The 25324-nt window shown below is 66.5% G+C and carries 29 protein-coding genes and 1 other RNA gene; 10 read left to right on the top strand and 20 right to left on the bottom strand.

Annotated features, from left to right (window positions below):
* Window positions 1-32: 32 nt before the first annotated feature.
* The 3 genes from H7828_RS16090 to H7828_RS16080 are packed head-to-tail and all read right to left on the bottom strand — an operon-like array spanning window position 33 to window position 3488.
* Window positions 33-740 carry a sulfite exporter TauE/SafE family protein gene (locus H7828_RS16090; protein ID WP_226782079.1) on the bottom strand — a complete coding sequence of 236 codons (708 nt, stop codon included), beginning with the start codon at window positions 738-740 and terminating at the stop codon, window positions 33-35.
* On the bottom strand, window positions 730-2136 hold the full coding sequence (locus tag H7828_RS16085; RefSeq protein ID WP_226782078.1) for an amidohydrolase family protein: 1407 nt from the start codon (window positions 2134-2136) through the stop codon (window positions 730-732). The genes H7828_RS16090 and H7828_RS16085 overlap by 11 nt, the downstream gene beginning before the upstream one ends.
* A complete protein-coding gene (locus H7828_RS16080; RefSeq protein WP_226782077.1) occupies window positions 2133-3488 on the bottom strand; it encodes a uracil-xanthine permease family protein in 1356 nt (451 codons plus the stop codon). Before H7828_RS16080 ends, H7828_RS16085 begins: the two co-directional genes overlap by 4 nt.
* Before the next feature lie 176 nt (window positions 3489-3664).
* Here H7828_RS16080 and H7828_RS16075 point away from each other — a divergent pair, with 176 nt between their 5' ends.
* Window positions 3665-4663 (top strand): substrate-binding domain-containing protein, encoded by a 999-nt coding sequence (locus H7828_RS16075; protein WP_226782076.1) that lies wholly within the window; start codon window positions 3665-3667, stop codon window positions 4661-4663.
* 4 nt (window positions 4664-4667) lie between these two features.
* Here the strand turns inward: H7828_RS16075 and recR are convergent, their stop codons facing one another.
* The 5 genes from recR to H7828_RS16050 all read right to left on the bottom strand — a co-directional run bounded on the left by recR (window position 4668) and on the right by H7828_RS16050 (window position 8413).
* Entirely contained in the window at window positions 4668-5267 is a 600-nt protein-coding gene (gene recR, locus H7828_RS16070; RefSeq protein WP_226782075.1) for a recombination mediator RecR, read from the bottom strand.
* A gap of 65 nt (window positions 5268-5332) precedes the next feature.
* Complete coding sequence (locus tag H7828_RS16065; protein WP_226782074.1) at window positions 5333-5677, bottom strand: YbaB/EbfC family nucleoid-associated protein; 345 nt, start codon at window positions 5675-5677, stop codon at window positions 5333-5335.
* 54 nt (window positions 5678-5731) lie between these two features.
* Complete coding sequence (locus H7828_RS16060; RefSeq protein WP_226782073.1) at window positions 5732-6202, bottom strand: GNAT family N-acetyltransferase; 471 nt, start codon at window positions 6200-6202, stop codon at window positions 5732-5734.
* A complete protein-coding gene (locus H7828_RS16055) occupies window positions 6202-7947 on the bottom strand; it encodes a DNA polymerase III subunit gamma/tau (RefSeq protein WP_245398752.1) in 1746 nt (581 codons plus the stop codon). The genes H7828_RS16060 and H7828_RS16055 overlap by 1 nt, the downstream gene beginning before the upstream one ends.
* Before the next feature lie 76 nt (window positions 7948-8023).
* Entirely contained in the window at window positions 8024-8413 is a 390-nt protein-coding gene (locus H7828_RS16050) for a YidH family protein (protein ID WP_226782071.1), read from the bottom strand.
* A gap of 180 nt (window positions 8414-8593) precedes the next feature.
* Between H7828_RS16050 and H7828_RS16045 the strand changes: the two genes are divergently transcribed.
* Window positions 8594-10093 (top strand): ankyrin repeat domain-containing protein, encoded by a 1500-nt coding sequence (locus H7828_RS16045; protein ID WP_226782070.1) that lies wholly within the window; start codon window positions 8594-8596, stop codon window positions 10091-10093.
* A 96-nt stretch (window positions 10094-10189) separates the two neighbouring features.
* The gene (locus H7828_RS16040) at window positions 10190-10552 is read left to right on the top strand and encodes a hypothetical protein (protein WP_226782069.1); all 363 of its coding nucleotides are present in this window, start codon (window positions 10190-10192) and stop codon (window positions 10550-10552) included.
* Window positions 10553-10556: 4 nt separating this feature from the next.
* Here H7828_RS16040 and rsgA read toward each other — a convergent pair whose 3' ends face one another.
* The 3 genes from rsgA to H7828_RS16025 all read right to left on the bottom strand — a co-directional run bounded on the left by rsgA (window position 10557) and on the right by H7828_RS16025 (window position 12729).
* On the bottom strand, window positions 10557-11606 hold the full coding sequence (gene rsgA, locus H7828_RS16035) for a ribosome small subunit-dependent GTPase A (RefSeq protein WP_226782068.1): 1050 nt from the start codon (window positions 11604-11606) through the stop codon (window positions 10557-10559).
* Between the two features lie 153 nt (window positions 11607-11759).
* An RNA gene (gene ffs, locus H7828_RS16030) (signal recognition particle sRNA small type) lies at window positions 11760-11856 on the bottom strand.
* A 123-nt stretch (window positions 11857-11979) separates the two neighbouring features.
* The gene (locus H7828_RS16025; protein ID WP_226782067.1) at window positions 11980-12729 is read right to left on the bottom strand and encodes a DUF1013 domain-containing protein; all 750 of its coding nucleotides are present in this window, start codon (window positions 12727-12729) and stop codon (window positions 11980-11982) included.
* Window positions 12730-12862: 133 nt separating this feature from the next.
* On the opposite strand from H7828_RS16025, the gene H7828_RS16020 reads away from it, so the two are divergent.
* Window positions 12863-13492: a ribonuclease T2 family protein gene (locus H7828_RS16020; RefSeq protein ID WP_226782066.1), complete on the top strand. Its 630-nt coding sequence runs from the start codon at window positions 12863-12865 to the stop codon at window positions 13490-13492.
* 4 nt (window positions 13493-13496) lie between these two features.
* On the opposite strand, the gene H7828_RS16015 is transcribed toward H7828_RS16020, so the two are convergent.
* The 3 genes from H7828_RS16015 to H7828_RS16005 are packed head-to-tail and all read right to left on the bottom strand — an operon-like array spanning window position 13497 to window position 16182.
* A complete protein-coding gene (locus H7828_RS16015) occupies window positions 13497-14456 on the bottom strand; it encodes a DUF808 domain-containing protein (protein WP_226782065.1) in 960 nt (319 codons plus the stop codon).
* A 35-nt stretch (window positions 14457-14491) separates the two neighbouring features.
* The gene (locus tag H7828_RS16010) at window positions 14492-15478 is read right to left on the bottom strand and encodes an NAD(P)H-quinone oxidoreductase (protein WP_226782064.1); all 987 of its coding nucleotides are present in this window, start codon (window positions 15476-15478) and stop codon (window positions 14492-14494) included.
* Between the two features lie 23 nt (window positions 15479-15501).
* Window positions 15502-16182 (bottom strand): COQ9 family protein, encoded by a 681-nt coding sequence (locus tag H7828_RS16005; RefSeq protein ID WP_226782063.1) that lies wholly within the window; start codon window positions 16180-16182, stop codon window positions 15502-15504.
* Between the two features lie 108 nt (window positions 16183-16290).
* Here H7828_RS16005 and rpsU point away from each other — a divergent pair, with 108 nt between their 5' ends.
* Entirely contained in the window at window positions 16291-16497 is a 207-nt protein-coding gene (gene rpsU, locus H7828_RS16000) for a 30S ribosomal protein S21 (protein WP_007118112.1), read from the top strand.
* A gap of 72 nt (window positions 16498-16569) precedes the next feature.
* Here the strand turns inward: rpsU and H7828_RS15995 are convergent, their stop codons facing one another.
* Entirely contained in the window at window positions 16570-16935 is a 366-nt protein-coding gene (locus tag H7828_RS15995; RefSeq protein ID WP_226782062.1) for a DUF4112 domain-containing protein, read from the bottom strand.
* Between the two features lie 78 nt (window positions 16936-17013).
* The gene (locus H7828_RS15990) at window positions 17014-17517 is read right to left on the bottom strand and encodes a DUF992 domain-containing protein (RefSeq protein ID WP_226782061.1); all 504 of its coding nucleotides are present in this window, start codon (window positions 17515-17517) and stop codon (window positions 17014-17016) included.
* A 214-nt stretch (window positions 17518-17731) separates the two neighbouring features.
* On the opposite strand from H7828_RS15990, the gene H7828_RS15985 reads away from it, so the two are divergent.
* The 3 genes from H7828_RS15985 (at window position 17732) to H7828_RS15975 (ending at window position 19293) form a co-directional block, all read left to right on the top strand.
* Window positions 17732-18178 (top strand): lytic transglycosylase domain-containing protein, encoded by a 447-nt coding sequence (locus tag H7828_RS15985; RefSeq protein WP_226782060.1) that lies wholly within the window; start codon window positions 17732-17734, stop codon window positions 18176-18178.
* A 92-nt stretch (window positions 18179-18270) separates the two neighbouring features.
* Complete coding sequence (locus tag H7828_RS15980) at window positions 18271-18825, top strand: hypothetical protein (RefSeq protein ID WP_226782059.1); 555 nt, start codon at window positions 18271-18273, stop codon at window positions 18823-18825.
* 93 nt (window positions 18826-18918) lie between these two features.
* On the top strand, window positions 18919-19293 hold the full coding sequence (locus tag H7828_RS15975) for a DUF1294 domain-containing protein (RefSeq protein ID WP_226782058.1): 375 nt from the start codon (window positions 18919-18921) through the stop codon (window positions 19291-19293).
* Here H7828_RS15975 and H7828_RS15970 read toward each other — a convergent pair.
* Window positions 19290-19751 (bottom strand): Lrp/AsnC family transcriptional regulator, encoded by a 462-nt coding sequence (locus tag H7828_RS15970; protein WP_226782057.1) that lies wholly within the window; start codon window positions 19749-19751, stop codon window positions 19290-19292. The genes H7828_RS15975 and H7828_RS15970 overlap by 4 nt on opposite strands.
* A gap of 132 nt (window positions 19752-19883) precedes the next feature.
* On the opposite strand from H7828_RS15970, the gene ald reads away from it, so the two are divergent.
* The gene (gene ald, locus H7828_RS15965; protein ID WP_226782056.1) at window positions 19884-21002 is read left to right on the top strand and encodes an alanine dehydrogenase; all 1119 of its coding nucleotides are present in this window, start codon (window positions 19884-19886) and stop codon (window positions 21000-21002) included.
* Window positions 21003-21053: 51 nt separating this feature from the next.
* On the opposite strand, the gene mscL is transcribed toward ald, so the two are convergent.
* Window positions 21054-21491, bottom strand: a complete 438-nt coding sequence (mscL, locus tag H7828_RS15960; protein ID WP_226782055.1) for a large conductance mechanosensitive channel protein MscL — start codon at window positions 21489-21491, stop codon at window positions 21054-21056.
* Between the two features lie 139 nt (window positions 21492-21630).
* Here mscL and H7828_RS15955 point away from each other — a divergent pair, with 139 nt between their 5' ends.
* Window positions 21631-22329 (top strand): glutathione S-transferase family protein, encoded by a 699-nt coding sequence (locus tag H7828_RS15955; protein ID WP_226782054.1) that lies wholly within the window; start codon window positions 21631-21633, stop codon window positions 22327-22329.
* A gap of 49 nt (window positions 22330-22378) precedes the next feature.
* Here the strand turns inward: H7828_RS15955 and H7828_RS15950 are convergent, their stop codons facing one another.
* Both H7828_RS15950 and pheT read right to left on the bottom strand, forming a co-directional pair.
* Window positions 22379-22825 carry a YtoQ family protein gene (locus H7828_RS15950; RefSeq protein WP_226782053.1) on the bottom strand — a complete coding sequence of 149 codons (447 nt, stop codon included), beginning with the start codon at window positions 22823-22825 and terminating at the stop codon, window positions 22379-22381.
* 100 nt (window positions 22826-22925) lie between these two features.
* The gene (gene pheT, locus H7828_RS15945) at window positions 22926-25322 is read right to left on the bottom strand and encodes a phenylalanine--tRNA ligase subunit beta (RefSeq protein WP_226782052.1); all 2397 of its coding nucleotides are present in this window, start codon (window positions 25320-25322) and stop codon (window positions 22926-22928) included.
* Window positions 25323-25324 lie beyond the last annotated feature (2 nt).

Raw genomic sequence — 25324 nt, 5'->3', positions numbered from 1 at the left:
GCGCGGGCCCTGCATCGCCGGGGCCCGCCGCGTCAGCGCAGGATCAGGAAAAGCCCGCTGACGATGGCAAAGACCAGCACCGCAAGGCGCAGGCCCGGCCCGCCGATCCGGCTGTGGGTCAGGCGCGAAAGGCCGCTGCCCACCAGAACCGCCGGACAGAGATACAGCGCCGCCAGAAGCTGATCGGCCCCGATCCGCCCGGCAAAGGCCAGCACAGCAAGCGAAATCACCTCGCCCACCAGGAAACAGACCGCCACGGTCGACCGCAGAACCGGCCCCGAGGCATGTTGGTATAGCAGCGCCAGGGGCGGCCCGCCGATCCCGGTCGAGGTTTCGGTGATTCCGGTGAACAGCCCCACGCCCAGCGATGTCGGTCGGTTCGGGTCGAAGGGACGCGCCACCAGTGCCGCCCCCGCCGCAAGAATGGTGAACCAGCCGACAGCCAGATCAAGCTGCCCTGCCGAAAGCGCCGCCAGCAGCCAGAGCCCGGCGAAGGTACCCGCAAAGCGCCCGACGGTGATCCACTTCGCGCCGTCCCAATCCACATGCGCCCTTTCGCGCCAGGCGACATGGCTGTTGAGGGGCAGCATCAGGATAAGCAGCGTCACCGGCAACAGGTCGGGGCGGGTCAGCCCGATGATGGGCGCGACGATCAGCGCAAAGCCGATGCCGATCGCGCCCTGAACGAAGGCGGCCACGAAGACCGCCGCCGAGAGGATCAGGAACAGTTCAAAGGTCACGGTCTGCGCACCTGCTTTTGTGATCGGCCGAAACCGGGTGAATGCGTTGAATGCCGGCCCCGGCTATGGCCTTGTCGGCCACGTCGCGGATCTCGGCCATCAGGGCGCGGGCGTCCCAATCCACCGGCCAGCCCTGCCATATCCGCAGCCGGCCCTCGGTGAAGACCGCGTCAATCTGATCGCGGTTGCCATAGCGCACCAGCTCCCAGACCAGATCATGCGAGGGTGTGAATTCGGGGCGGTCCAGGTCGACCAGCAGGAAATCGGCGGCCAGCCCTTCCTGCACGGCGCCCGTCACCTTCGAGAGGCCCGCACAATCGGCAGCGCGGCTTGTCGCCGCCTCAAGCCAGAGCCAGCCGCCCCCGCAGGAGGAATCGCCGGTGGCCAGCCCTGTCCCGGCACGTTGCAGGCTTTCGCCCGCATCCATGAGCCGGAAGCCATCGGCCCGCGTCCCGTCGGTGCCAAGGCCGAAACGCACCCCCAGCGCCTCCATCTGCAGGGCCGGGGCGATGGCGTTACCCTTCCAGAGGCTGGCGACAGGGTTATAGGCCACCGCCGCGCCGCTGTCGCGCAGCAGGTTCAACTCGCCCGGCGTGATCAGCGTGGAATGCGCCAGCAGGGCATGGGGCCCCAGGGCGCCGATGGCGGCAAGATGCTCGATCGGGCGCTGGCCGCGCGCCACCAGCGACCGTTCGACAGCGACAAGGTGTTCGTTGACATGGGTCTGGAAAATCGCCCCCGCCTGCCCCGCCATCTGCGAGACATCGTGCAGCATGTCGTCGCTGGCCACCTCGGGAATCGAAATGGCAAGCGAAGGGTGGATCAGGGGATCATCCTGCCAATCGTCCAGGTGGGCGCGCGCGCGGTCAAGAATGGCATCCCGTTCAGGAATGTTCGCGGCACCGCCCCGATCGTTGCAGATGAAGCCGATGACGGTGCGCAGACCGGTTTCGCGCGCCGCCTGCGCCAGGGCATGGATGCACCCGTCCGAGCGGGTTCCGGCATCGACGGCGGTGGTAAACCCGCCGCGCAGACATTCCAGCGCGGCCAGCTTGCCCGACAGATGCACCATCCTTTCGTCCATGCTGGATTCCAGCGGCACCCAGATCCGGCGGAAAATCTCCGACGGTTCCCCGAAGACCAGCGACTTTCCAAAGGACTGGGTCAGGTGGGTGTGGCTGTCGATGAAGCCCGGCATCAACAGGTGATCGGGAAGATGGATCGGCTCTATCTCGGGGTATCGCGCCACCAGCGTCGCCGCATCGTCGATGTCGTGGTACCTGCCCTTGCGGACAAGCACACCCATCTTCCCACGACATGCGCCCCCGGTATAGAGCTGCCCCGGCAACAACAGAATGTCGCCCCCGCCCGACAGCATGGCCTTCAGATCCGTCATTTCGCCGTCTCCGCCTTGGCCACCGCCAGTTCGGTCTGCGCGGGCACTTCGGGGCCGACGTGGCGGAACAGGGCGTTCACGATCACCGCCGTGATGGTGCCCATGGCCAGGCCGTTCCCAAGGATCATCTGCGACCATTGGGGAAAGTTGCCATAGACGCCGGGAACCAGGATCGGCAGCAGGCCCATGGACAGGGCCGAGGCCAGGGTGAACATGTGACCATGGTCGCGCAGATCGACGCGGCGCAGCAGGTCGATCCCGATCACACCGATGATGGCGAAGACGATCACGGCGGTCCCGCCGATGACAGGCCCCAGCAGCGCAGAGGCCAGCCGCCCGATGGGGGCGATCAGCGCAATGATCACCAGGATCACACCGGCCGCCGCCGTCACGAAACGCGATTTCACGTTGGTGGCCCGCACGATCCCGATATTCTCGCCCGAAGTGATGATCAGCGAGGTGCCGAACATCCCGCCGATCAACGAGGTCAGCGCATCGCCCCTGATCGTCTTTGGCACCAGGGCATGGGCATCGCCGCGCCGACCCACGATCTCGGCGGTCGCAACGGTCTGGCCCGTCGCTTCGGCCATCGAGATGATCGAGAAGATGATCAGCGGCAGGGCCGCCAGCAGGTTGAAGGTAGGCATCCCGAAGGGAAACAGCTGCGGAACGGCGACGACAGGCCCATCCAGAACCCCGGACATATCGACCTGCCCGACCAGCAGGGCCAGAACCGTGCCCCCCACAAGGCCCAGCATCACCGCCAGGCGCTGAAGCGTGCCGGTGAAGAACCGCGCGAAAAGAACCGTCAGCACGATGGTGGCCAGGGCAAGACCGATGTTCAGAGGGTCGGCGAACCCCTCGGTTCCCGGGCGACCGGTGATGGTACCGCCATAGATGCGCACCAGGTTGACCGACACTAAAAGAAGCATGGTGCCAACGACGATGGGCGGGAAATAGGTCAACAGCCGCCGGAACACCGGCAGGGCGATGAAATAGAACACAGCCGTCATGATCACCGCGCCGACAGCCGTCTGCACATCGGTCTGCATGGCGATCGCCAGGAAGATCGCGATGGGCGCGCCGCCGGGCACCATGATGAAGGGCAGCCGCGCGCCGAAACCCGCCGGGCCAAAGCTTTGCAGGATGGTGCCGAAGCCGCAGATCAGGAAGGTTGCGCTGATCAGCGAAACGGTGACGGCATCGTCGAAGTTCAGCGCCTTGGCCACCAGAAAGACGGCAGTGATCGGCGAGGCCGCCATCACCAGGACATGTTGCAGGCCGAACAGGACAAGACTGCGCAGCGGCAGCACCTCGTCCGTCGGGTCGCGGGTTTCATCGGTCATGGTCATCTCATCCTCCCGTTTATCGCCCGCCTGTGCCGGTGGGCCTTTATCCCCAGCCAGTCACAGCGGGCTGCTGCAAATCGGTTTGCATTATGGTTCTGTATCATGATTATTGATTCGCACAAATCGGTTTGCTAACTTTTCGCCGTGGCGGCCGAAGGGGTTCATGGTATCGGGGCCGGATGAGCAGACCGACAATCAGCGATCTTGCCCGGCTGGCCGGAGTTTCAAAGACCACCGTGTCGCACGCCTTCAGCGGGCGCCGCCATGTGGACCCCGAAACATGCCGGAAGATCAAGGAACTGGCGCAACAGATCGGCTACCGCCCGAACAGGTCGGCGCAATCGCTGCGCACCGGACGGACGGGCATGATCGCGCTTGCCTCCTCCATGCCCTTCTCGATTGCGGCGGGGCCATCGCGGCTGGGCTTCTTCATGGAAATCGCGGCGGCGGCGGCCGTGGCCTCCCTCACCCGCAATCAGGCGCTGTGCCTCTTTCCCCCGATTGCAGCCGATACCGGCCCCCAGGCCCTGGCGATGGATGGCGCGATTCTTGTCGAACCCTTCCGTGATGATCCGATGGTCGAACGCTACTGCTCCAGTGGCATTCCCGTGGTGTCGATCGGCCGGGTGCCGGGGCGCGATGACATCCCCTTTGTCGATCTGCGGTCGCACCAGACGGCGCTGATGGTGCTTGGCCACCTGCGCGACTCGGGCGCCAACCGCATCGCGCTGGTGACTGGCGCCCAGCGGCGCAATTCCTATCTGAAGACCGAGGCCGCCTATGCCGCTTTCTGCACCGCGCGCAACATGCCCGAGATCCTGCTGCGCATAGACGAGGCCGGGGGCGAACCCGAGGCCGAAGGCCGCTGTGCCGCCCTTCTGGCGGATCACCCTGAAATCGACGCGCTTTTCGTGCCGGTCGATGCCTTTGCCTCGGGCGCGGTGACGGCCGCCCGCACCGCCGGGCGCGAGGTGCCCGGCAAACTGCGGCTGGCCACGCGCTACGACGGATCGCGCGCCAAGCTGGCCGAACCGCCCCTGACGGCGGTCGATCTGCATCTCGATGATATCGCCACGCTGGCCGTCGACCTGTTGATCGCCACGCTGGATGGCCGGGCGGGGGACGGGGCGCAACCGCCCGCGCCCACCCTCATCGCGCGCCGCTCATCCGGGCACTGACGGGTCAGAACGCCCGCCGCGCCCGCAGGGCGGCGGTGATGGTGCCGTCGTCCAGGTAATCCAGCTCGCCACCGATGGGCACGCCCTGCGCAAGCGAAGTCACGGCCACGCCCGCGCCTTCGACCTGTTCGGCGATGTAATGGGCGGTGGTCTGGCCATCGACCGTAGCATTCAGCGCCAGGATCAACTCGCGCACGCCTTCGCGGCTGACCCGGTCGATCAGGCGGGGAATGTGCAGATCCTCGGGGCCGATGGCATCCAGCGCCGACAGCGTACCGCCCAGAACGTGATAGCGGCCCTTGAACACCTGGCTGCGCTCCATCGCCCAAAGATCGGCCACATCCTCGACCACGCAGATTTCACCGGTGGCACGGGCCGGGTCGGTGCAGATGGGGCAAAGATCGCCGGTGCCGATGTTGCCGCAACTCAGGCATTCGCGCGCCGTGTCGCCCACCTTCTGCATGGCCAGGGCCAGCGGGCCCAGAAGCTGGCCGCGCTTCTTGATCAGGTGCAGCACCGCGCGCCGCGCCGAACGCGGGCCAAGGCCCGGCAGACGCGCCATCAGCTCGATCAGCGCATCGATGTCCGAAGGCGCCTTGCTCATGACTCAGCGCCCCCGGCACCGCTGGCGCCGTAACCGTTTTTGCAACGAAGATGCGGCAAGGCGGCTCAGAACGGCAGCTTCATGCCCGCGGGCAGGCCCAGACCCTCGGTCAGCTTGCTCATCTCTTCCTGGGATTTCGCCGCCGCGCGCTGCTGGGCGTCCTTGATGGCGGCCAGGATCAGGTCTTCGACGACTTCCTTTTCGTCGGCGTTGAAGATCGAAGGGTCGATGTCCAGCGCGGTCAGAACGCCCTTGGCGGTTGCCGTCGCCTTGACCAGCCCGGCACCGGATTCACCGGTCACCATGGTGGTCTCAAGCTCTTCCTGAAGCTCGGCCATCTTGCCCTGCATTTCCTGGGCAGCCTTCATCATCTTGCCCATGTCGCCCAATCCGCCAAGGCCCTTCAGCATGTCATCTCTCCATCTGGATGTGTCTGCGCAAGAGATACGCGCCATGGCCCCCGCCTACAAGCTTTGCGCAAACCACAGACGTTGCGGCAACAGCCCCATGGAGCGAAAGAAGGCCTGGGCACCGGTATTTTCCGCCCAGGTGTCGAGGGTCAGTTCGTCGCAGCCCTCGCGCAGCGCCTCGGCCCGGGCCGCGGCGATCAGCGCGGCACCGTGGCCCTGGCGACGGGTGCCCCCCGCAACCGCGATATGTTCGATCATCAGGCGCTTGCGGGCATGGGCAAAGGCGCTTTCCCCCCGCGTGGCGATCCGCGCGAAAAGGTAACCGCAGGCGACGCCATCGCCCGCCGCCGAAAGCCAGATCCGGCAATCGGGATCCCGCAGGATATCGGTGAAGAAGCCGTCCATGTTGTCGGGGGCGGGTTTGAACACCTTGGGGTAATGGCGCGCGTGCCAGTCCTGCAGAACGGCATGCAGGCGCACCAGGTCGTCGATGTCCCGGCCTTGGGCCGGGTGAACCTCGTGCATCAGTCGTCCTCGAACGGGTCCCATTCCTCGTCCACCTCGGGCAGGGCCTCCTCGGCGGCCTCGGCCTTCATCGCCTCGGGGGTGCGGATTTCGGTGATCTCGGCCTTGGGAAAGGCCAGCAGGACCGCCTGCATCAGGGGGTGGGCGTGGGCCTTGGCGCGCAGGTCGTTCTCGGCCGCGTCGCGCAGGGCGGCGATGGTGGGCGCGCCGCCTTCGTTCACCAGCGTGACGGCCCAGCGTGCCCCGGTCCAAAGCTGCAACCGCTGGGCCAGCCGCGCGGCCAGGTCGCGCGGCGCGTTGCCGGTGGGCACGAATTCGATCCGTCCGGGCGAATAGCCCGCCAGTTGCACGCAGGTCTCGACCTCGATCAGCAGCTTCGCATCGCGGTTGGCGCGGATCAGTTCGACGATGCTGTCAAAGCTGGTGAACCGGGCCAGCGCGGTTTCCGTCTGTGTCGCCAGCGCCGTCGCGGCGCCACCGCGTGCACCGCCGTTGCGCGGCGCGGCGGACCGGGCCACACCGCCACCGCCCCCCGCCGAAGCCCCGCCGCCCCCGCCGGAACCACCCGTTGGCGCGGGCGGGCGCGGCGTATCCTGCAGCTTGCGCAACAGGTCTTCGGGGCTGGGCAGGTCGGCCACATGGGTCAGGCGGATCACGGCCATCTCGGCGGCCATCATCGCCCCCGGCGCCTGCCCCACCTCTTCGATGGCCTTCAGCAGCATCTGCCACATCCGCGTCAGCACCCGCATCGGCAGCTTTTCGGCCATCATCATGCCCCGCGCCCTTTCGTCGGGGCCGATGGTGGGGTCTTCGCCCGCCTCGGGGGTGATCTTGATGACGCTGATCCAGTGGGTGATCTCGGCCAGGTCGCGCAGAACCGCCATGGGATCGGCGCCGTCGGAATACTGCGCCCCCAGCTCGGTCAGCGCGCCCGCGGCATCGCCCGCAAGGATCATGTCGAACAGATCCAGCACGCGCCCCCGGTCGGCCAGCCCCAGCATGGCGCGCACCTGTTCGGCGGTGGTTTCGCCCGCGCCATGGGCGATGGCCTGATCCAGCAGCGACATGGCATCGCGCACCGACCCTTCGGCGGCGCGCGTGATGAGAGCCAGCGCATCCTCGGCGATCTCGGCCTGTTCCAGCCCGGCGATCTTCTTCAGGTGCGCGATCATCACCTCGGGTTCGATCCGGCGCAGATCGAACCGCTGGCAGCGGCTGAGCACGGTCACCGGCACCTTGCGGATCTCGGTGGTGGCCATGATGAATTTCGTATGGGCGGGGGGTTCTTCCAGGGTCTTCAGAAGCGCGTTGAAGGCCGCCGTCGACAGCATGTGAACTTCGTCGATGATGAAGATCTTGTAGCGCCCCTCGGCAGGCCGGGTATTGGCCATGGCGTTCAGCTCGCGCACGTTTTCCACCCCGGTAGAGGACGCGGCATCGATTTCCAGCACGTCGAAGAACCGCCCCTCGGCGATGCCCTTGCAGGGCTTGCACTGGCCGCAGGGCGTGGTGGTGGGGCCACCATTGCCATCGGGGCCGATGCAATTCATGCCCTTGGCGATGATCCGCGCCGTCGTCGTCTTTCCCGTGCCGCGGATGCCGGTCATGATGAAGGCCTGGGCGATGCGGTCGGCCTCGAACGCGTTCTTCAGCGTGCGCACCATGGCATCCTGGCCGATCAGGTCGGCAAAGGTTTCGGGGCGGTATTTGCGGGCAAGCACGCGATAGGCGGGGGCGTCTGACATGGGGCTCCGGGGATTCGGGGGCGGGGTCTGCGGCTGTAACTTAGGCAAGGGCGGGGGCGGCGTAAACGGGGCGCGCTCAGATGATCCAGAGCAGCGCCGCCGTGCCAAGGCATCCCAGCGTCAGAAGCCAGGCCAGCAAGGTCATGCTGCGTTCGGTTATGGGGCGGGTGGCATGGGCGTTCATCCGCGCCTGGGTGGCCGCGCTCTTGCGTTGCGCGATCCATACGATCACCACCGCGATGCCGCAAAACAGCGTGGCGACAATGCGCGCGGGATGAAACCACAGGTCGGCATCGCCGAAGATGGCCCTGAGCCCCAGAGCGATGGCGATACAGGCCATGGCCGTGCGCATCCAGCCTGCGAAGGTGCGTTCATTGGCCAGAACCGTGCGATCCTCGGCCCAATCCGTGCGGTCTTCGGCAAAATCGGTACGATCTTCGGCCAGGTCGGTGCTTTTGTCGCTCATCCCTCAACATAGGCTTGCCCCGCGCCACCGATGCAAGCTAAAATAAAAGCCGCAGCACGGGGCTGCACCCTGATCCGCGGAAAGCCTGACGGCCCCCCGACATTGCACGGAACGACCCTTCTTCAGGTTTTTTCTGGCCCGGTCACAGCGGATCGTCGGGCATTGTCAGAGGAAACCCCGATGCCCTCCCTTGATGAACTGCGCCGCAAGGCCACCCTTTTGAAACGCGCCTATGGTGCGGGCGACAGTGCCGCCGCCGCCCGGGTGCGCGAGGTTCTGGGCGATGCCCCCGCGCCGCTGAAACGTGCCGATTTCCTGCACGTCATCGCCAACGAAGCCAGCTTTGACAGCTGGCCACGCCTGAAAACCGCCGCAGAAACCGAAGGTCTGGACCGCGCCGCCAAACAGCAGCGGCTGAAGATCGCGCTTTTTCAGGGACAGAACCACGTCACCCAACAGCTTCTGTCCGACACCCCCGACCTTGCGCGCGGCCTCTTGGGGCTGGAGATCGCGCTTTACGATGTTCAGGCGGTGCGCGCGGCCCTGTGGAACGATCCGGCCGCCGCCACACGCGCCTTCGGCCCGCGCCGCCCCATCGCGCACCTTGCGTTTTCGCGCTATCACCAGCTTCGCCCCGATCTGCGCGAGGACATGCTGGAGATTGCCGGGCTTCTGGTCCGGCACGGTGCCGATGTGAACGACGCTGCCGACCATCCGCAGGGGCGGCTTTCGGTGCTCTACGGCGCCCTGTGCCATGCCGACAACCTGCCGCTGGCCGAATGGCTACTGGAGCATGGCGCCAACCCCGACGACGGCGAAACGCTCTATCATGCGACCGAGCCGGGCCGCCACGCGGGGCTGCGCCTGTTGTTGTCCAAGGGGGCCGATCCGAAGGGCACCAACGCCCTGCCCCGCGCCATGGATTTCAACGACCACGAGGCGGTGCGCATGCTGCTGAATGCGGGCGCCACCCCCGATGACGGCGCAGGCACGATCCCCGCGCTTTGCCATGCCGCGCGGCGGATGAACGACGGCGCGATGGTGCAGCTTCTGCTTGAGGCCGGGGCCGACCCCTCGGCGCGCTGGCGGGCCTGCTCGGCCTATGCGCTGGCGCGGGTCATGGGCAATGGGCAGGCCGCCGAACGGATCGCCAAAGCCGGGGGCGAGGTCAGCCTGTCGGAAACCGAAACCCTTCTGGCCCGCGCGGCCGAGGGCGAAGCCACCCCCGGCACCTTCCTCGATCCGGCCACCCTGCCCGAGGAATACCGCAACCTGATCGCCGATCTTGTCATGCTGCCCGACACGCGGGGGCATATCGAACGGCTAGTGGCGCTGGGGCTGGAATACGACCGCCCCGCCGCCATGGGGGTCACACCGGTGCAAGGCGCCGGCTGGGCGGGCAACGCCGAGCTGCTGGCCTATTTCCTGTCGCTTCGGCCCGACCTGGAGCACCGGAACGATCACGGCGGCAGCCTTCTGGGCACGATCATCCATGGCTCGGAACATGCACCGCAGAGGGCGGGCGCCGATCACGTCGCCTGCGCGCGGCTGGCGCTGGAACATGGCCTTTCCCTGCCCCGGCGTACCGTCGACATGGCCGGAGCCCCCGCGATGCGCGCCTTCCTGGCCGATTGGGCCGCGCGCTTCCCCAGCCAGGTGACCGAGGGCGCCACCCCCTAGAAGACGACAGCGGCGGCGCGGTATCACGAACCGCGCCGCCGTCGCCATTGGCCCCAACCGGATTGGCCCCTGCGCCCCGCTGTGCGATGCTTTGCCATGGCGCACAGGAACGTCTTTCTTCTGCTCTTCGTCCTATGGGCGACGGTCTGGCTATGGTCCGTGGCCGGGCTGTGGCTGATCGCACCCACCGGCGACGGGTTCACGGGCGGGCTGAACCGCATCACCACCTTTCTGGGCTGGCAGGTTCTGGCGGGCGGGCTGGCGCTTTGCCTGTTCTGGATACGCCAGGGCGTTGGCCCGGCTCTGCGTCGCCTGGCGTGGTTGCCATTGTGCCTGGCCCTGCTGCTGGTCGCATTCATCGCCGTTGTGCTGATCTGGTCGTGGGTGCAGCACCTGATCTGGCCCCCGGGCGGGTACACGCCGCCCGACGGGCCGGTCACGCAGACGCCAGGCGGTTGACGGGCTAAAGCCCTTCCTTGCGGCGGCGGTTCGCCTTGCCCTCGCGGTACATCTTGTTCAGCGACCGGTCGCGCCGGCGGCTTTCGTGCAGGCTGGCACTGTTGTGCTGCTCCTCGCGCGCCAGCTTCTGCCAACGCGACAGCCGGTCGGCATCGATCTGCCCGGCGGCGATGGCGGCCTGAACCGCGCAGCCCGGCTCGCGGTCGTGGGCGCAGTCCGAGAACCGGCAATCCGCCGCAAGCTCCACCAGGTCGGCGAAGACAACGTCGATCCCTTCGGCCACATCCGACAGCCGGATCGCCCGCATTCCCGGCGTATCCACCAGCCAGCTGCCGCCATGGGCCGCGAAAAGCCCCCGGGCGGTGGTGGTGTGGCGGCCCTTGGCGTCATCCTCGCGGATTTCGCCCGTGGCCGCACCGCCCGCGGTCAGCGCATTCAGAATGGTGGTCTTCCCTACGCCCGAACTACCCAGAAGCGCCCCCGTCCGCCCCCGCCCCAGCCAGGGCGAAAGCCGCGCCACGACATCGCCGCCCTTGGCGTTCAGCGCCTCGACCGGCACGTTGCCGGCCAGCGCCCGCGCGCGCGCGATGTAATCCTCGGCCTCGTCTGCCAGGTCGGCCTTGGTCAGAAGGATCACCGGCGCCACGCCCGCCTCGGCCGCAAGGACAAGATACCGCTCCAACCGTGCCGGGTTGAAATCGGCGTTGCAGGAACTGACGATGAACAGCGTGTCGATATTGGCGGCGATCAGCTGCACCTCGCGCCCGGTGCCGGCCGCACGCCGCTGCAACAGGGAATGCCGCTCCAACCGGCGCAGGATCCGCCCCACGTCCGGGTCAACCAGCACCCAGTCGCCCACGGCATAGTCCCCGGCGCTTTCGTCCGAGGGCAGGATCAGCGTTCGCGCCCCCGCCTCGCCCAGGCCGACAACGCTGTCGCGCTGGACCGAGGTGATGCGGGCGGGGGCCAGAGTGGCATATTCGTCGATATCAAGCTGGGATGAAAAATGCGCCGACCATCCAAGATCGGCCAGGGTGATCGGTGAATCCGTCACGGGAATGCCTTGCTTTGCAGAAAAAAGCGGCCACGCGGCGTTTCGCGGCGCAGCGTCCGAATCAGCGGCAGGGCCTGGCGGATCAGGCCCCGGCCCGCCGGAGGGTTGCGATAACGGTCATCAAGCGCCCTCCTCAGGAACAGCAAAACAAAGGGTGAGAGGCTGGACAACGACCCAAGCGGGGCTCGTTACGGCTGCTTCCTTCCGGACCTGACCGGGTTGGCGAGGCGCCTGCCCGCGCCAACCTCTCAAGGGGTTACATAGAGACATTGCCGGACCGGTTCAAGGGTGGCCGGCCGGGGAAAAAGCCCCCCGCGAGGGAGGGTGGGCGGGGCGATGGCGCAGCCGAGCGCCGTCCTCCCGCCCTCGTGGCTCAGTCCCTGTCGTCGTCGTCCTCGTCGTTGTCGGGCAGGTTGAAGAAGCTGTCGGCATCCGGCAGATCCTTTTCCTTCTCGTCCTCGTCGTCGTTGCCCGAAAGCGAGAAGGTCTCAAGCCCGGCAATCGCCGTGGGCATCCGGGGCTCGGGGTCCATCCCCAGGCTCTGCTCGGTGCTCACCAGCTTGCGGCGCTCGTCATCGGTCATGACGCCGCCTTCCTTGGCCTTCTTGGCGTTGGCCTTCTGCACCGCCATGTCCAGTTCCGACTGCTTGCACAGGCCCAGGGCCACCGGGTCGATCGGCTGGATGTTGTTGATGTTCCAGTGGGTCCGCTCGCGGATCGCCTGGATGGTCGGCTTGGTGGTGCCCACCAGCTTGCTGACCTGGCCATCGCTCAGTTCAGGGTGGAATTTCACCAGCCACAGGATGGATGCCGGGCGGTCCTGGCGCTTGGACAGGGGGGTATAGCGCGGCCCGCGGCGTTTTTCCTCGCCCACGGCGGCGGCGTAGAACTTCAGCTTCAGCTTGTGCAGCGGATCCTTCTCGGCCTTGTCGATCTCGCTCTGCTCAAGCTGGTTGTTGGCGACGGGGTCGAACCCCTTCACCCCGGCGGCCACATCGCCGTCGGCGATGCCCTGCACCTCGAGTTCGTGAAGCCCGCAAAAATCCGCAACCTGGCGGAACGTGAGCGTCGTGTTGTCCACCAGCCAGACGGCGGTGGCCTTGGCCATGATCGGTTTCTGCATCGCTGGTCTCCTTTGGCGGCAACCGGACATGTCTCTTGGTCCGGGGAAAACGGCTGGTCCGGCTGGACCCTTACCTCGTTTTCGGGGAAGTTGGCCCTGATATAGTCCTCCTCGGCCCCAAGGAAAAGAGAAAATGCGCATTCTGCTGGTGCTCCTGCTGTTGCCCACCCTTCTGCGCGCCGAGGGCGAGCGCGCCGGAGACTTCGACTATTACGTTCTGTCGCTGTCCTGGTCGCCCACCTGGTGCGCGCTTGAGGGCGATGCGCGCGGCGCGCCGCAATGCGCGGCCAGTGCCGACAACGGCTGGGTGCTGCACGGGCTGTGGCCTCAGTTCCACCGGGGCTATCCCAGCTACTGCCGCACCACGGCCCGCGATCCCTCGCGCGCACAGACGGCGGGCATGGCCGACATCATGGGCGATGGGGGCGCCGCCTGGTACCAGTGGAAGAAGCACGGCCGCTGCGCCGGGCTTTCGGCCGACGACTACTTCGCCACCGCGCGCCGGGCCTATGACGCCGTCACGCGGCCCGCCGTGTTGCGCAGGCTGGAACGCGCGGTGAAACTGCCCGCCTCGGTCATCGAAGAGGCCTTCCTTGAAGAAAACCCCGCCCTTTCGGCGGATGGCCTGACCATCACCTGCAAGGCGGGCCGCATCCAGGAGGCCCGCATCTGCCTTGGCAAGGATCTTGCGCCCATGCCCTGCGGGCGAGACGTGATCCGGGATTGCACGCTGACGGACGCGCTTTTCGCCCCGATCCCCTAAGCCATCAGCCCCGGCGGAACAGGCCCGCCAGCGGCATCAGCATGTAGGTGACCAGCGGGATCAGGACTGCCCCGATCATCAGGCCCACCACGCCATCAAGGAATGCGGTGACGATCCATTCCACCGCCCCCGGCGCGGTGCCCACAACAGCGACCGCCTTCAGCGCCAGGTCGTGGATGATCTCCTGCGGGGCGTGCCAGCCCAGCACATGGGTGCCGTGCACGATGATCTGCCCGCCGACCCAGATCATCGCCGCCGTGCCGACGATCACCAGAAGCGTCAGGAAGCCCGGCATCCCGCGCACCACCGCCCGCCCGATGGCCCGGGTGGCCTGCAACCGCCCCTTGGCGGCCATGGCCAGGCCCACGTCGTCGGCCTTCACGATCAGCCCGACCGCACCATAAACCGTCAGCGTGATGATCACCGCCGCAACCGCCAGGGCGCCCGCCGTCTGCCATATCCCGATATCTGTGGGCAGGGCGGAAAGGATGATCGTCATGATCTCGGCCGACAGGATGAAGTCGGTCTTGATGGCGCCCCGCACCTTCGTTTCTTCCAGCTGGGCCTTGTTCATCTTTTCGGCCACCAGGTCTTCGGTGTGGTGATCGGCGGGGTTGACCACGTGCCAGACCTTCTCGGCCCCTTCAAAGCACAGGTAGGCCCCGCCCAGCATCAGCAGCGGCGCGATGGCCCAGGGCGCGAACTGCGACAGCAGCAGGGCCGCCGGCAACAGGATCACCAGCTTGTTGAACAACGATCCCTTGGCGATGTTCCAGACGATGGGCAATTCGCGGGCCGCGGCGAATCCGTGAACATACTTGGGCGTCACCGCCGCATCGTCGATCACGGCACCCGCCGCCTTGGACGATACCTTCATCGCCTGTCCGATCACATCATCGACCGAGGCCGCCGCCACCTTGGCGATGGCTGCCACGTCGTCCAGAAGCGCGATAAGTCCGCTCATTTACTGCCTTTCGTTGGAGTTGGGTCGGGGGTGTCTCAGCCCGCGATGCGCAGCACGATCTTGCCGATATGGGCGCTGCTTTCCATGCGTTCATGGGCCTTCGCGGCCTCGGCCAGGGGAAATTCGCTGTCCATGACCGGCGCGATGCGCCCGGCCGCCAGCAGCGGCCAGACCTCGCGTTCCAGTGCCCGGGCGATCCTTGCCTTGGCCAGGTCCGACTGCGGGCGCAGGGTGGAGCCGGTGATGGTCAGCCGGCGCATCATCACCTCGGCAAAGTTGAGTTCCACCTTCGGGCCGGTCAGAAACGCAATCTGCACCAGTCGCCCGTCATCGGCCAGCGCCTTGACATTGCGCGGCAGATAGCTGCCCCCCACCATGTCGAGGATCAGATGTGCGCCGCCCGCCTCGCGCAAAACCTCGACGAAATCCTCCTCGCGATAGTTCAGGGCCACCTCGGCCCCCAGTTCACGGCAAGCCGCGCATTTTTCGGCCGATCCGGCCGTCGTGAACACCCGTGCGCCCCGCGTATGGGCCAGCTGGATCGCCGTCGTGCCAATGCCCGAGCTGCCACCATGGACCAGAAAGCGCTCTCCGGCCTGCAGGCCGCCACGCATGAAGACGTTGGACCAGACGGTGAAGAAGGTTTCGGGCAGGCAGGCGGCCTGTTTCATGTCCAGCCCCTCGGGCACCGGCAGGGCGTGATCGGCGTTGCAGACCACCTGTTCGGCATATCCGCCGCCAGGCAGCAGGGCGCAGACCCGGTCCCCCACCGACCAGCGCGTGACCCCGGGCCCCACCGCCGCAACCTCTCCGGCGCCTTCAAGGCCGGGCAGATCGCTGGCGCCGGGGGGCGGGTTGTATTTGCCCGCCCGTTGCAGGGCATCGGGGCGGTTCACCCCCGCGTAATGAAGGCGAATGGCAATCTGCCCCTGCCCGGGCCGGGGCAGTGGACGCTGCCCCAGGCGCAGGGCCTCGGGCCCGCCGGGGGCCTTGATCTCGACGGCGTTCATCCTGTCACTCATCGGTCCGTTCCGTCCCTCTTCGTTCATCGCGGGCTGTTCCAGCTTCCGGGCAGATCGACACGCGGCAGCTTCGACGGCGCCTTCACATGGGACAGCGCCCAGTTGGGCAGTGCCATGAAGGGTTTGAGCAGCGGGTTCTTGTTCACCGCCGCCTTCACCTGTTCGATCTTCATCACATCGTCGATCCGCCGATCCAGGAAGGCCCAGGTCGCCTCGTGGCCGGGGCTGTCATCGCCCAGCCAGAACAGCACGGTAGAGCCATATACCCCCGACAGGGTCGCGCGCTTGGTGTACCAGTTCACATCGCGCGAGGCATCGCCAAGTGCCGTCCAGATATGATCGGCGGTATCCCAAAGCGCCCTTGCGCCGTCGGCGGCGTGATTGGGCAGCGCGAACAGCGTGCTGCCCCGGCGCACCGCCTCTTTCTCGGCCCCCTCAAGGCGCAGGCGCACGGCCAGCGCCACGCGATCGCGGAACCGCATGTCGGCCAGGGGTTCGCGCGCCAGCCGCGCCACCATGTCGGCATCCCCGGCGCGGTGATAGGCCAGCGCCAGATCGACACCGCCGCGCGGGAACAGCGCCCGCGCCGTGGCCGAATCGACTCCCGCATCGCGGGCCGCGGCAGAAAGGGTGGCATCGCTCCAGCCGTCGAAGGCCACATGGGCCAGGGCAGCATCGACAACAGCCTGTTTCGGATCGGTCATTCGGGCCTCCTGCGTTTGCGACAACGCTAGACAAGTTAGGGCGCCTTTGCTATAGGGCCAGTTCCTGCAATTCCTTGCAACTCAAACCAGAAAGGTGGTGAAAACCACATGCAGGTCAGTGTTCGTGACAACAACGTCGATCAGGCGCTTCGCGCTCTGAAGAAAAAGCTCCAGCGTGAGGGCGTTTTTCGTGAAATGAAGCTCAAGCAGCATTTCGAAAAACCGTCCGAGAAGAAAGCGCGCGAGAAGGCCGAGGCCATCCGCCGCGCCCGCAAGCTTGCCCGTAAAAAGGCCCAGCGCGAAGGCATGATGTAAGTCATTGTCGATACTGGGGGTTTCGGCCCCACAGAGAGAACCCCCGGAGCATTGCGCCGGGGGTTTGTCGTTTCAGGCCCCACCCGACGCAGATTTGCGCAGGCCCTCGCGCATCAGGCCGGCGTTGCGCAGGTTGGCCTTGAAGGCGACATCGAAGATATCCCCCAGCACCGGCACCGACCCCAGCACATAGTCCAGAGCGGTGTTGCCAGCCATTCGCACGATGACCGACCGCGGCAGGCCCAGCCGGTGCGCCCGCCAGATCATCATCGCCGAGGGCGCAACCACCACCAGATCGCCCAGGCCAGGGACCAACCCGAAGATCGCGTCCCAGCCAAAGCGTATGCCAAACAGGCTGAACCGCGAATCCATCATCCGCGCCAGGCGTTCGGCGCGGGCAATCTCGGCGGCGTGATCCACGCCCTTCAGCGCGGCCATCTCAGCGCGCCCATCTCAGGACAGGCAGGCCCCGGGCGGAAAGCGCCGCCCGGGGTGCACAATGCGAAGCGGCCAGGATCATTCGACCGACCGCAGGGTCAGCGAGGTCAGCCCCACCGCGACGTTGAGGCCTGTCTTGCCCTCGACGCTGAAGGGTTGAAGGCCGATCGATTCGTTGTCGCCGCCAAGAAGGGCATTGGCGCCAAGCCCCACGCCGACCGAGGCATCGGCCGAGACGCCGTTGTAGGTGCCGTCCAGCGTCACATCCTCGCCCTTGTGATCCAGCAGCTGCACAACCACCCATTTCATGTAGCTTTCGCCCGACACGCCGATATCGACGCCCAGCTTGTCGATGGTGCCGACATATTGCTGGGTTTCGCCTTCGGCCTGATCGAAGGTGCAGACGGCATCCTTGCTGGATGCGATCAGCAGGCCGAAGCCGCCCTCGACGGTGCATTCAAGATAGCCAAGGGTGCTGCCCGTCTCGACGGTTTCCGTGGTGGTGGCGGTCTGCGCCAGCGCCGGAAGGGCAAGGGCGGAAACGGCGGTGGCCAGTGCGGCGGTTCTGATCGTGTTGGTCATGGTATAAACTCCTGTCTTGCTCCGGGGCAGTGGCCGCCGGTGCGCTTGTCAGGGAAATGCGGCGCAGCGCGGTGCAGTTCCACCTGTGGCGCGATTGCCACGGCGGCAACTTTCCGCCAAGGCGCGCCGCCGTCCCTGCCCGCTGCACTCCAGCCCCGTTGCCGCAGCCCGGGGCAGAGTGGTATCTGCGGACGGTCCCGCCAGAGGTTTGCCCATGCGCCCGATCCTTTTTGCCCTGCTCATCGCCCTTGCCGCCTGTTCCGGTCGCGGCCCCGACCCCGACGTGCAGCGCACCCAGGCCCGCGGCCCCGCCGCCCTGAACAGGATGATCGCCCGTTATGCCGACCGCTACGATGTGCCTGTCGACCTGGTGCACCGGGTGGTCCAGCGCGAAAGCGGTTACAATCCGGCAGCGCGCAACGGCCCCTATTACGGGCTGATGCAGATTCACCCGACCACGGCGCGCACCATGGGGCATCGCGGCCCGCCCTCGGCGCTTCTGGATGCCGAGACCAACCTAGAATACGCGGTGAAATACCTGCGCGGCGCCTGGATGGTGTCGGATGGCAGCCGCGATGCCGCCGTGGGCTGGTATTCGCGCGGCTATTATTACGAGGCGAAGCGGCGTGGGCTGCTTTACGAAACGGGGCTGCGGCGCTGACCACGGGGTAAGGTTTTGCCCACTGGCCTGCGCGACCGTCCTGCATCTATCCTTTACGCTAGGGCAATGGCGCCCGGGGAAGGGAAACGCAGATGACGGGAGAGAACTCAGCAACCAACGCGGCCACCACAGTTGCCGCCTTTGCAGTCGAACGGGCCCTGGGCGGCGCCCGGGGAAGCGTGGCCGGCCTGGCCGTGCAGCCCGTGGTCTGGGCCATCACCGGCACCGGGCCGGACGCCGCAGACGCCTTCATCTATGGCACCGGGGCCGTCGGCGCCGTGGTGGGCGCCATCGTTGCCGTGCCCGCCATCATCACCGGCGCGGTGAAGGCGGCGGTCGACGATCACACCGCCTCGCTTGTGGCCGAGGCGCGGCGCGACGAACCGGCGGCGGTGCGCGCTGGCGTCACATCGGTCGCCGACTACAGCTTTGCGGCCAGCGGCGGCCATATCCAGGCCATGACCATCGCCAGTTACGGCGGCGTCGCCTGGCAGCATCCCAACGGTGTCTACCTGTTCCTGCGGGATGCAGCCGAAAACCCGGTCTGCGATTACGTGCCCCAAAGGTTCACCAGCATTTACCGCCCGCTTATCCCGCTGCAGGGCAACGGCGACGGCAGGGTACGCTGGACCGGATCGCGCCCCTAGAGCCAAGGCAGGGCATCGTCAGGGAACGGGTAAACCGCCACAGCTTTGCCCCATTCGTGGGGTAACCGCGGCGATGACGATGAACTCTGCGAAATGCCCATGATCCTCCTTGCGCTATTGCTTTGGCTTCTGGCGATCAACGCCATCACCTTCGCCACCTTCGCATGGGACAAATCCTGTGCGCGGCGCCGCGCCTGGCGGGTGCCCGAATCACGGCTGCTGTTGCTGGCCTTCATCGGCGGCTGGCCGGGCGCCAAGTTTGCCCAGCGCCGGTTGCGCCACAAGACCGTCAAGATGCCCTTCGCGCGGCAGCTGAACAACGTGCCGCCGTGGCAGATCCTGGTGCTGGGATGCGGGCTGATCCTCTGGGCGTCATCCGGGATGCGCGACCTGAACGGGCTGGTCACGTCAGTGTTCGCGCAGGAAGAACAGCGCCCCCTGCCCCGCAGGTTCGGCCCCGGCAGCTAGACGGACAGCGCGGTCGTCCAGCGCACCGTGCGCAGCGCGAAGGACGATTGCATCTGCGCCACCCCCGGCAGACGCGACAGATGGCGGCGGTGGATCATCGCGAAATCCTCGCTGTCCTGGGCGACGACCTTCAGCAGGTAATCGGCCGACCCCGCCATCAGGTGACATTCCAGCACATCGGGAATCCGCGCCACTGCCCGCTCGAAGGCATCCAGAAGGTCTTCGGCCTGGCCCGACAGCGTGATCTCGACAAAGACGGTGGCCTTGCGCTCCAGCTTGTGCCGGTCAAGAAGGGCGACATAGCCGCTGATCACGCCCTCGGCCTCCAGCCGCTGCACCCGCCGGTGACAGGCCGACGCCGAGAGGTTCACCGCCTCGGCCAGGTCGGCATTGCTGATCCGCCCGCGCCCCTGCAGGACCGAAAGAATGCGCCGGTCGGTCGTGTCGATCACAGTCAATTCGCGGGTTCCTTCGCCTGAATGCCGGTCTTGCGCAAGTTTCTCCCAAAAGTCCTGCGCTAACGCGGGTTTTATATCAACCCTCTTCGGGGCAATCGCCCCTAGGCTGAAACGACAAACAGGGAGGTTAGGATGCTGATTGGTTGCCCCACGGAAATCAAGCCGCAGGAATTTCGCGTCGGGCTGACCCCGAACGCGGCGCAGGAGGCGGTGGCCCACGGCCACCAGGTTGTCGTGCAGGCCGGCGCCGGGGATGGTGCCGGGTTCACCGACGAGGATTACACCGGCGCGGGCGCGCGCATCGCCGCCACGGCCGCCGAGGTTTTCGACCAGGCCGAGATGATCGTGAAGGTGAAGGAGCCGCAGCCGGGCGAACGCCGGATGCTGCGCGAGGGTCAGGTGCTGTTCACCTACCTGCACCTTGCCCCCGACCCCGAACAGACCGAGGATCTGCTTGCCTCGGGCTGTACCGCCATCGCCTATGAAACCGTCACAGACGCGCGGGGGGGCCTGCCCCTGCTTGCGCCGATGTCCGAGGTGGCGGGCCGCCTGGCCCCCCAGGTGGGCGCCTATGCCCTGCAGAAGGCCAATGGCGGGCGCGGGGTTCTGATGGGCGGCGTGCCCGGAGTCGGGCCGGCGCAGGTGGTTGTGATCGGCGGTGGCGTGGTCGGCACCCAGGCGGCGCGGATCGCGGCGGGCATGGGGGCCGATGTGACGGTGCTTGACCGCTCCCTGCCCCGGCTCAGCCATCTGGACGACGTGTTCTGTGACCGGTTCAAGACCCGATATGCCAACGCCGGCAATACCGCCGAACTGGTGATGACCGCCGACATGGTGATCGGCGCGGTGCTGGTTCCGGGCGCGGCGGCACCCAAGCTGGTGACGCGCGAACAACTGGCGGGGATGAAACCCGGCGCGGTGATCGTCGATGTCGCCATCGATCAGGGCGGATGTTTCGAAACCAGCCGCGCCACGACCCACGAAAACCCCACCTACGAGGTGGACGGGATCGTGCATTACTGCGTGGCCAACATGCCCGGCGCCGTGTCGCGCACCAGCACTCTGGCGCTTGGCAATGCCACCCTGCCCTTCATGCTGGCCCTTGCAGACAAGGGCTGGCGCAGGGCCTGCGAAGACGATCCGCACCTTCTGGCGGGGCTGAACATCCATGCGGGGCGGCTGACCAACCGGGCAGTGGGCGCGGCCCTGCAACGCGATGCCCTGTCCCCCGCTGAGGCGCTGAAGATCTGACAGGAAGGGTTGGCCCGCCACCCCGGCCGGCCAACCCCGCACAAGGCAAGATCAGCCGCGCGGAGCCTTCAACTGGTCGCGGATCTCAAGCAGCACGTCCAGCTCCGAGGGCCCGGTTTCCACCTCGGGGGCAACCTCGTCGGGCTTTTCGGCCACGGCCTTCAGACGGTTCACGAACTTCACCAGCATGAAGACCACGAAGGCGATGATCAGGAAATTGATGCAGGCGGTGATGAAGGCGCCATAGGCAAAGATCGCCGCGCCGCTTTCGCGCGCCGCCTCAAGCCCGACACCCGGTGCAACCTCACCCGACAGAACCACGTACATGCTGGTGAAATCGACGCCCCCCAGCACCAGCCCGATGATCGGGTTGATCAGGTCGCCCACAAGACTGCTGACGATGGCCGTGAAGGCCGCGCCGATGATGATGCCCACGGCAAGATCCATCACATTGCCCTTGGCAATGAAATCCTTGAATTCGTTAATCATACTTGTCCCCACTCACGATGTTGCGGCAGCTTCGTTCGCTGCCGCACAGGGGATAGCACCAAAAACCACAGATGGTGTGGTTTTTTCGTCGGAAATATCGCTTAGCTGTAGGCAGACCGAAAAACCAAAGGACGTTCCCATGGCCGATCTATCCGCCTTTCCGATCACCAAGCGCTGGCCCGCCGCCAACCCCGACGTGATCCAGCTTTACTCCTTCCCTACCCCCAACGGCGTGAAGGTTTCGATCGCGCTTGAGGAACTGGGGCTGGACTATGAACCCCACAAGGTGACGCTGGCCGACGAGGACGTGAAAAGCGACGCCTTCCTGTCGCTGAACCCCAACAACAAGATCCCCGCGATCATCGACCCCAACGGCCCCGACGGCGCCCCCGTCGGCCTGTTCGAAAGCGGCGCGATCCTGATCTATCTGGCCGAAAAGACCGGCAAGCTGATGGGCCAGACGGCCACCGACAACGCCCACACCATCCAGTGGCTGATGTTCCAGATGGGCGGCGTGGGGCCGATGTTCGGGCAACTGGGCTTTTTCGCCAAGTTCGCCGGCGCCGAGATCGAAGACCCGCGCCCGCGCGAACGCTACATCAACGAGGCAAAGCGCCTGCTGGCGGTGATGGAAAAGCAGATGGAGGGCAAGGACTGGATCACCGGCGAATTCTCGATCGCCGATATCGCCATCGTGCCCTGGCTGAACGGGCTGGATTTCTACGGCGTGAAAGACACCCTGGGATGGGACGATCACCCCAATGTCGTGGCCTGGCACAAGAGGTTCTATGCCCGCCCCGCCGTCGAGAAGGGCAAGAACATCCCGGCCCGCGACTGACGGTACTGAATGGCCCGGTGGGGCAATGCGCCACCACCGGGCCGAAGGCCTATCCGGGCAAGGCGCCGGTCAGGACATAGCGCAGGATCTCGACCACCTGGCGCGGCTCCTGCGCCACGGCAAGGGCGGCGGCGTCCACCTCTTTCAGGGCGTGGGCGTGATCGGGGCCGTGCAGGATGATCAGCGACTTGCCCAGCGCGGCGGCATAGCCTGCATCGAAGGCGGCGTTCCATTGCTTGTACTGGTCGCCAAAGCGCACCACGACGACATCGGCATCGGCGATGCCCTTGCGGGTGCGGATGGCGTTCACCATGGCGCCCTTGTGATCGTGCCAGTACTTGTGGTCCTCGGCGCCCAGGATCGCTACGCCGCAGTCGTCGCTGGCGCCGTGGTCGGTCACCGGGCTGTCGAAGGTCACATCCAGCGCCTTGGCACCCTCGATGATCTGTTCGCGCCAGTCGGTGTGGATCTCACCGGACAGATAGACTCTCAGCATCTTGTTCTCCTCTTCAATGTCGGACGCCTCCGGCGGGAGTATTTTGGGCAAGAAAGAAACCCGGGGGCTTCTCTTTTGTCCAAATACTCATCTTTTGCCATCAGCCGCGCAGCGTACCGCCCGTGGCCTTGGCGACCTTTTCGATGATCTTGGCCGACACGGCCTCGATCTCCTTGTCGGTCAGCGTGGCGTCCTTGGGTTGCAGCCGCACGGTGATGGCCAGCGACTTGCGCCCCTCGCCCAGCGAACCGCCCACGAACTGGTCAAACACCCGCACGTCGGAAATCAGCGCCTTGTCGGCCCCGGCGGCGGCGTTGGTCAGGGTCAGCGCCTCGACTTCGGCATCCACCACGAAGGCGAAGTCGCGATCCACCGGCTGCAGGTCCGACAGGATCAGCGGTGCCCGCGCCGCGCCTGTGTTGCGGGGCATCGGAATTTCCGCCGGCCAAAGGGTGAAGGCCATGGCCGGCCCCTTGACCCCCACGGCGTTGAGGATGCGCGGATGCACCTCGCCGAAGATGCCCAGCACCTTCTTGGGGCCAAGGCAGATCTTGCCGTGCCGCCCCGGATGCCACCAGTCGTTCGCGCCGCGCAGGATCTGCACCTTGGCGGGCGCGCCCATGGCCGAAAGCGCCGCCTCGGCGTCGGCCTTCACGTCGTAGATATCGACCGCGCGCGCGTCGCCATGCACGTCCTTGGGCCCGGTACGCCCGATCAGCAAACCGGTGGCCAGCAGGTGCTGTTCACCCGGCTCGCCACCATGGAAGGCGGGGCCGACCTCGAACAGGGCCATGTCGGCGATGCCGCGCGCCTGGTTGCGCCGTGCCGCCTGCAACAGGCCGGGCAGAAGCGCCGGGCGCATGTGCGACAGATCGGCCGAGATCGGGTTTTCCAGCCGCATCGCATCACCGCCGCCGTCAAACAGGGCCGCCGTTGCGCCATCCACGAAGCTGTAGGTCACGCATTCGTTGTAGCCCAGCGCCGCGATGGTGCGGCGCACCACCTGTTCGCGCTTTTGCATCGGGGTGAGGATCGGTTTCGGCACCCCCGCATTGGCCCGCGCCATGGGTTGCCCCTTGAGCCGGGTCAGCGAGGCGATGCGCGCCACCTCCTCGACCAGGTCGGCCGAACCGCGCACGTCGGGCCGCCAGCTTGGCACCTGCACCTGATCGCCCTCGACGACAAAGCCAAGCGCGGTCAGCGAGGCGCGCTGCACCTCGGGCGCAATCTCCATGCCCACCAGGCTTTGCACCCGGTCGGTATCAAGGGGATAGCTGCGCGCGTGATCGGGCGCCGCGCCCGCAACGACAACCTCGGAAGCCTCGCCGCCGCAAAGGTCCAGCACCATGCGCGTCGCCGCCTCAAGCCCCGGCAGGGTAAAGGCCGGGTCCACGCCCCGTTCGAAGCGATAGCGCGCGTCCGAGTTGATCTTCAGCGCCCGGCCCGTGTGGGCGATGGTCACCGGGTCCCACCAGGCGGATTCGAGGAAGACGTTCACCGTCTCGTCCGAGGCCCCCGAAGGGGCGCCGCCCATGATCCCGGCGATGCTTTCGGCGCCGGTGTCGTCGGAAATCGCCATCATGCCCGGCTGGAAGCTGTATTCCTTGTCATCCAGCGCCATCAGGGTTTCCCCGCCCTGCGCACGATGCACCCGCAAGCCGCCCTTCACCTTGTCCGCGTCGAAGACATGCAGGGGGCGGTTCTGGTCGTAGGTGAAGAAATTGGTGATATCCACCAGCGCCGAGATCGGACGCAGCCCGATGGCCTTCAGCCGCTGTTGCAGCCACTGCGGCGACGGGCCGTTCTTCACGCAGCGGATCACGCGGCCGGTGAAATGCGGGCAGCCGTCGAGCGTATCGTCGTCGATCGTCACCGAAACCGGGCAGGGAAAGGCACCTGCCACGGGTTCCACCGGTTTCTCGATCAGCCGGCCCAGCCCCCGTGCGGCCAGGTCGCGGGCGATGCCATGCACGCCCAGGGCATCCTGCCGGTTGGGGGTGATGGCGATTTCGATCACCGGGTCCACCTTGGCCGGATCGTGTTCGGCCAGCCAGTCGATGAACCGCTGCCCCACCTCGCCCGAGGGCAGTTCGATGATGCCGTCGTGTTCGTCGGAGAGTTCCAGTTCGCGTTCGCTGGCCATCATGCCGTGGCTTTCGACACCGCGAATGTTGCCCACCGAAAGGGTCACGTCGATGCCCGGAACGTAATCGCCGGGCTTGGCCAGCACCACGGTGATGCCCGCCCGCGCGTTCGGGGCGCCGCAGACGATCTGCTTGTCGCCCTCGTCGGTTTCCACCACGCAGACGCGCAGCCGGTCGGCATCGGGGTGCTGTTCGGCCGATCTGACCTTGGCCAGGGTGAACTGCGCCAGCCGCGCGGCGGGGTCTTCGACGCCTTCAACCTCAAGCCCGAGATCGGTGAGGGTTTCCGCGATCTCATCGACCGTCGCGGTGGTTTCGAGATGCTCTTTGAGCCAGGAGAGGGTGAATTTCATCG

This window comes from Oceaniglobus trochenteri, assembly GCF_020529025.1.
GTDB lineage: Bacteria > Pseudomonadota > Alphaproteobacteria > Rhodobacterales > Rhodobacteraceae > Oceaniglobus > Oceaniglobus trochenteri.
This window is presented reverse-complemented; position numbering and strand designations above follow the sequence as displayed.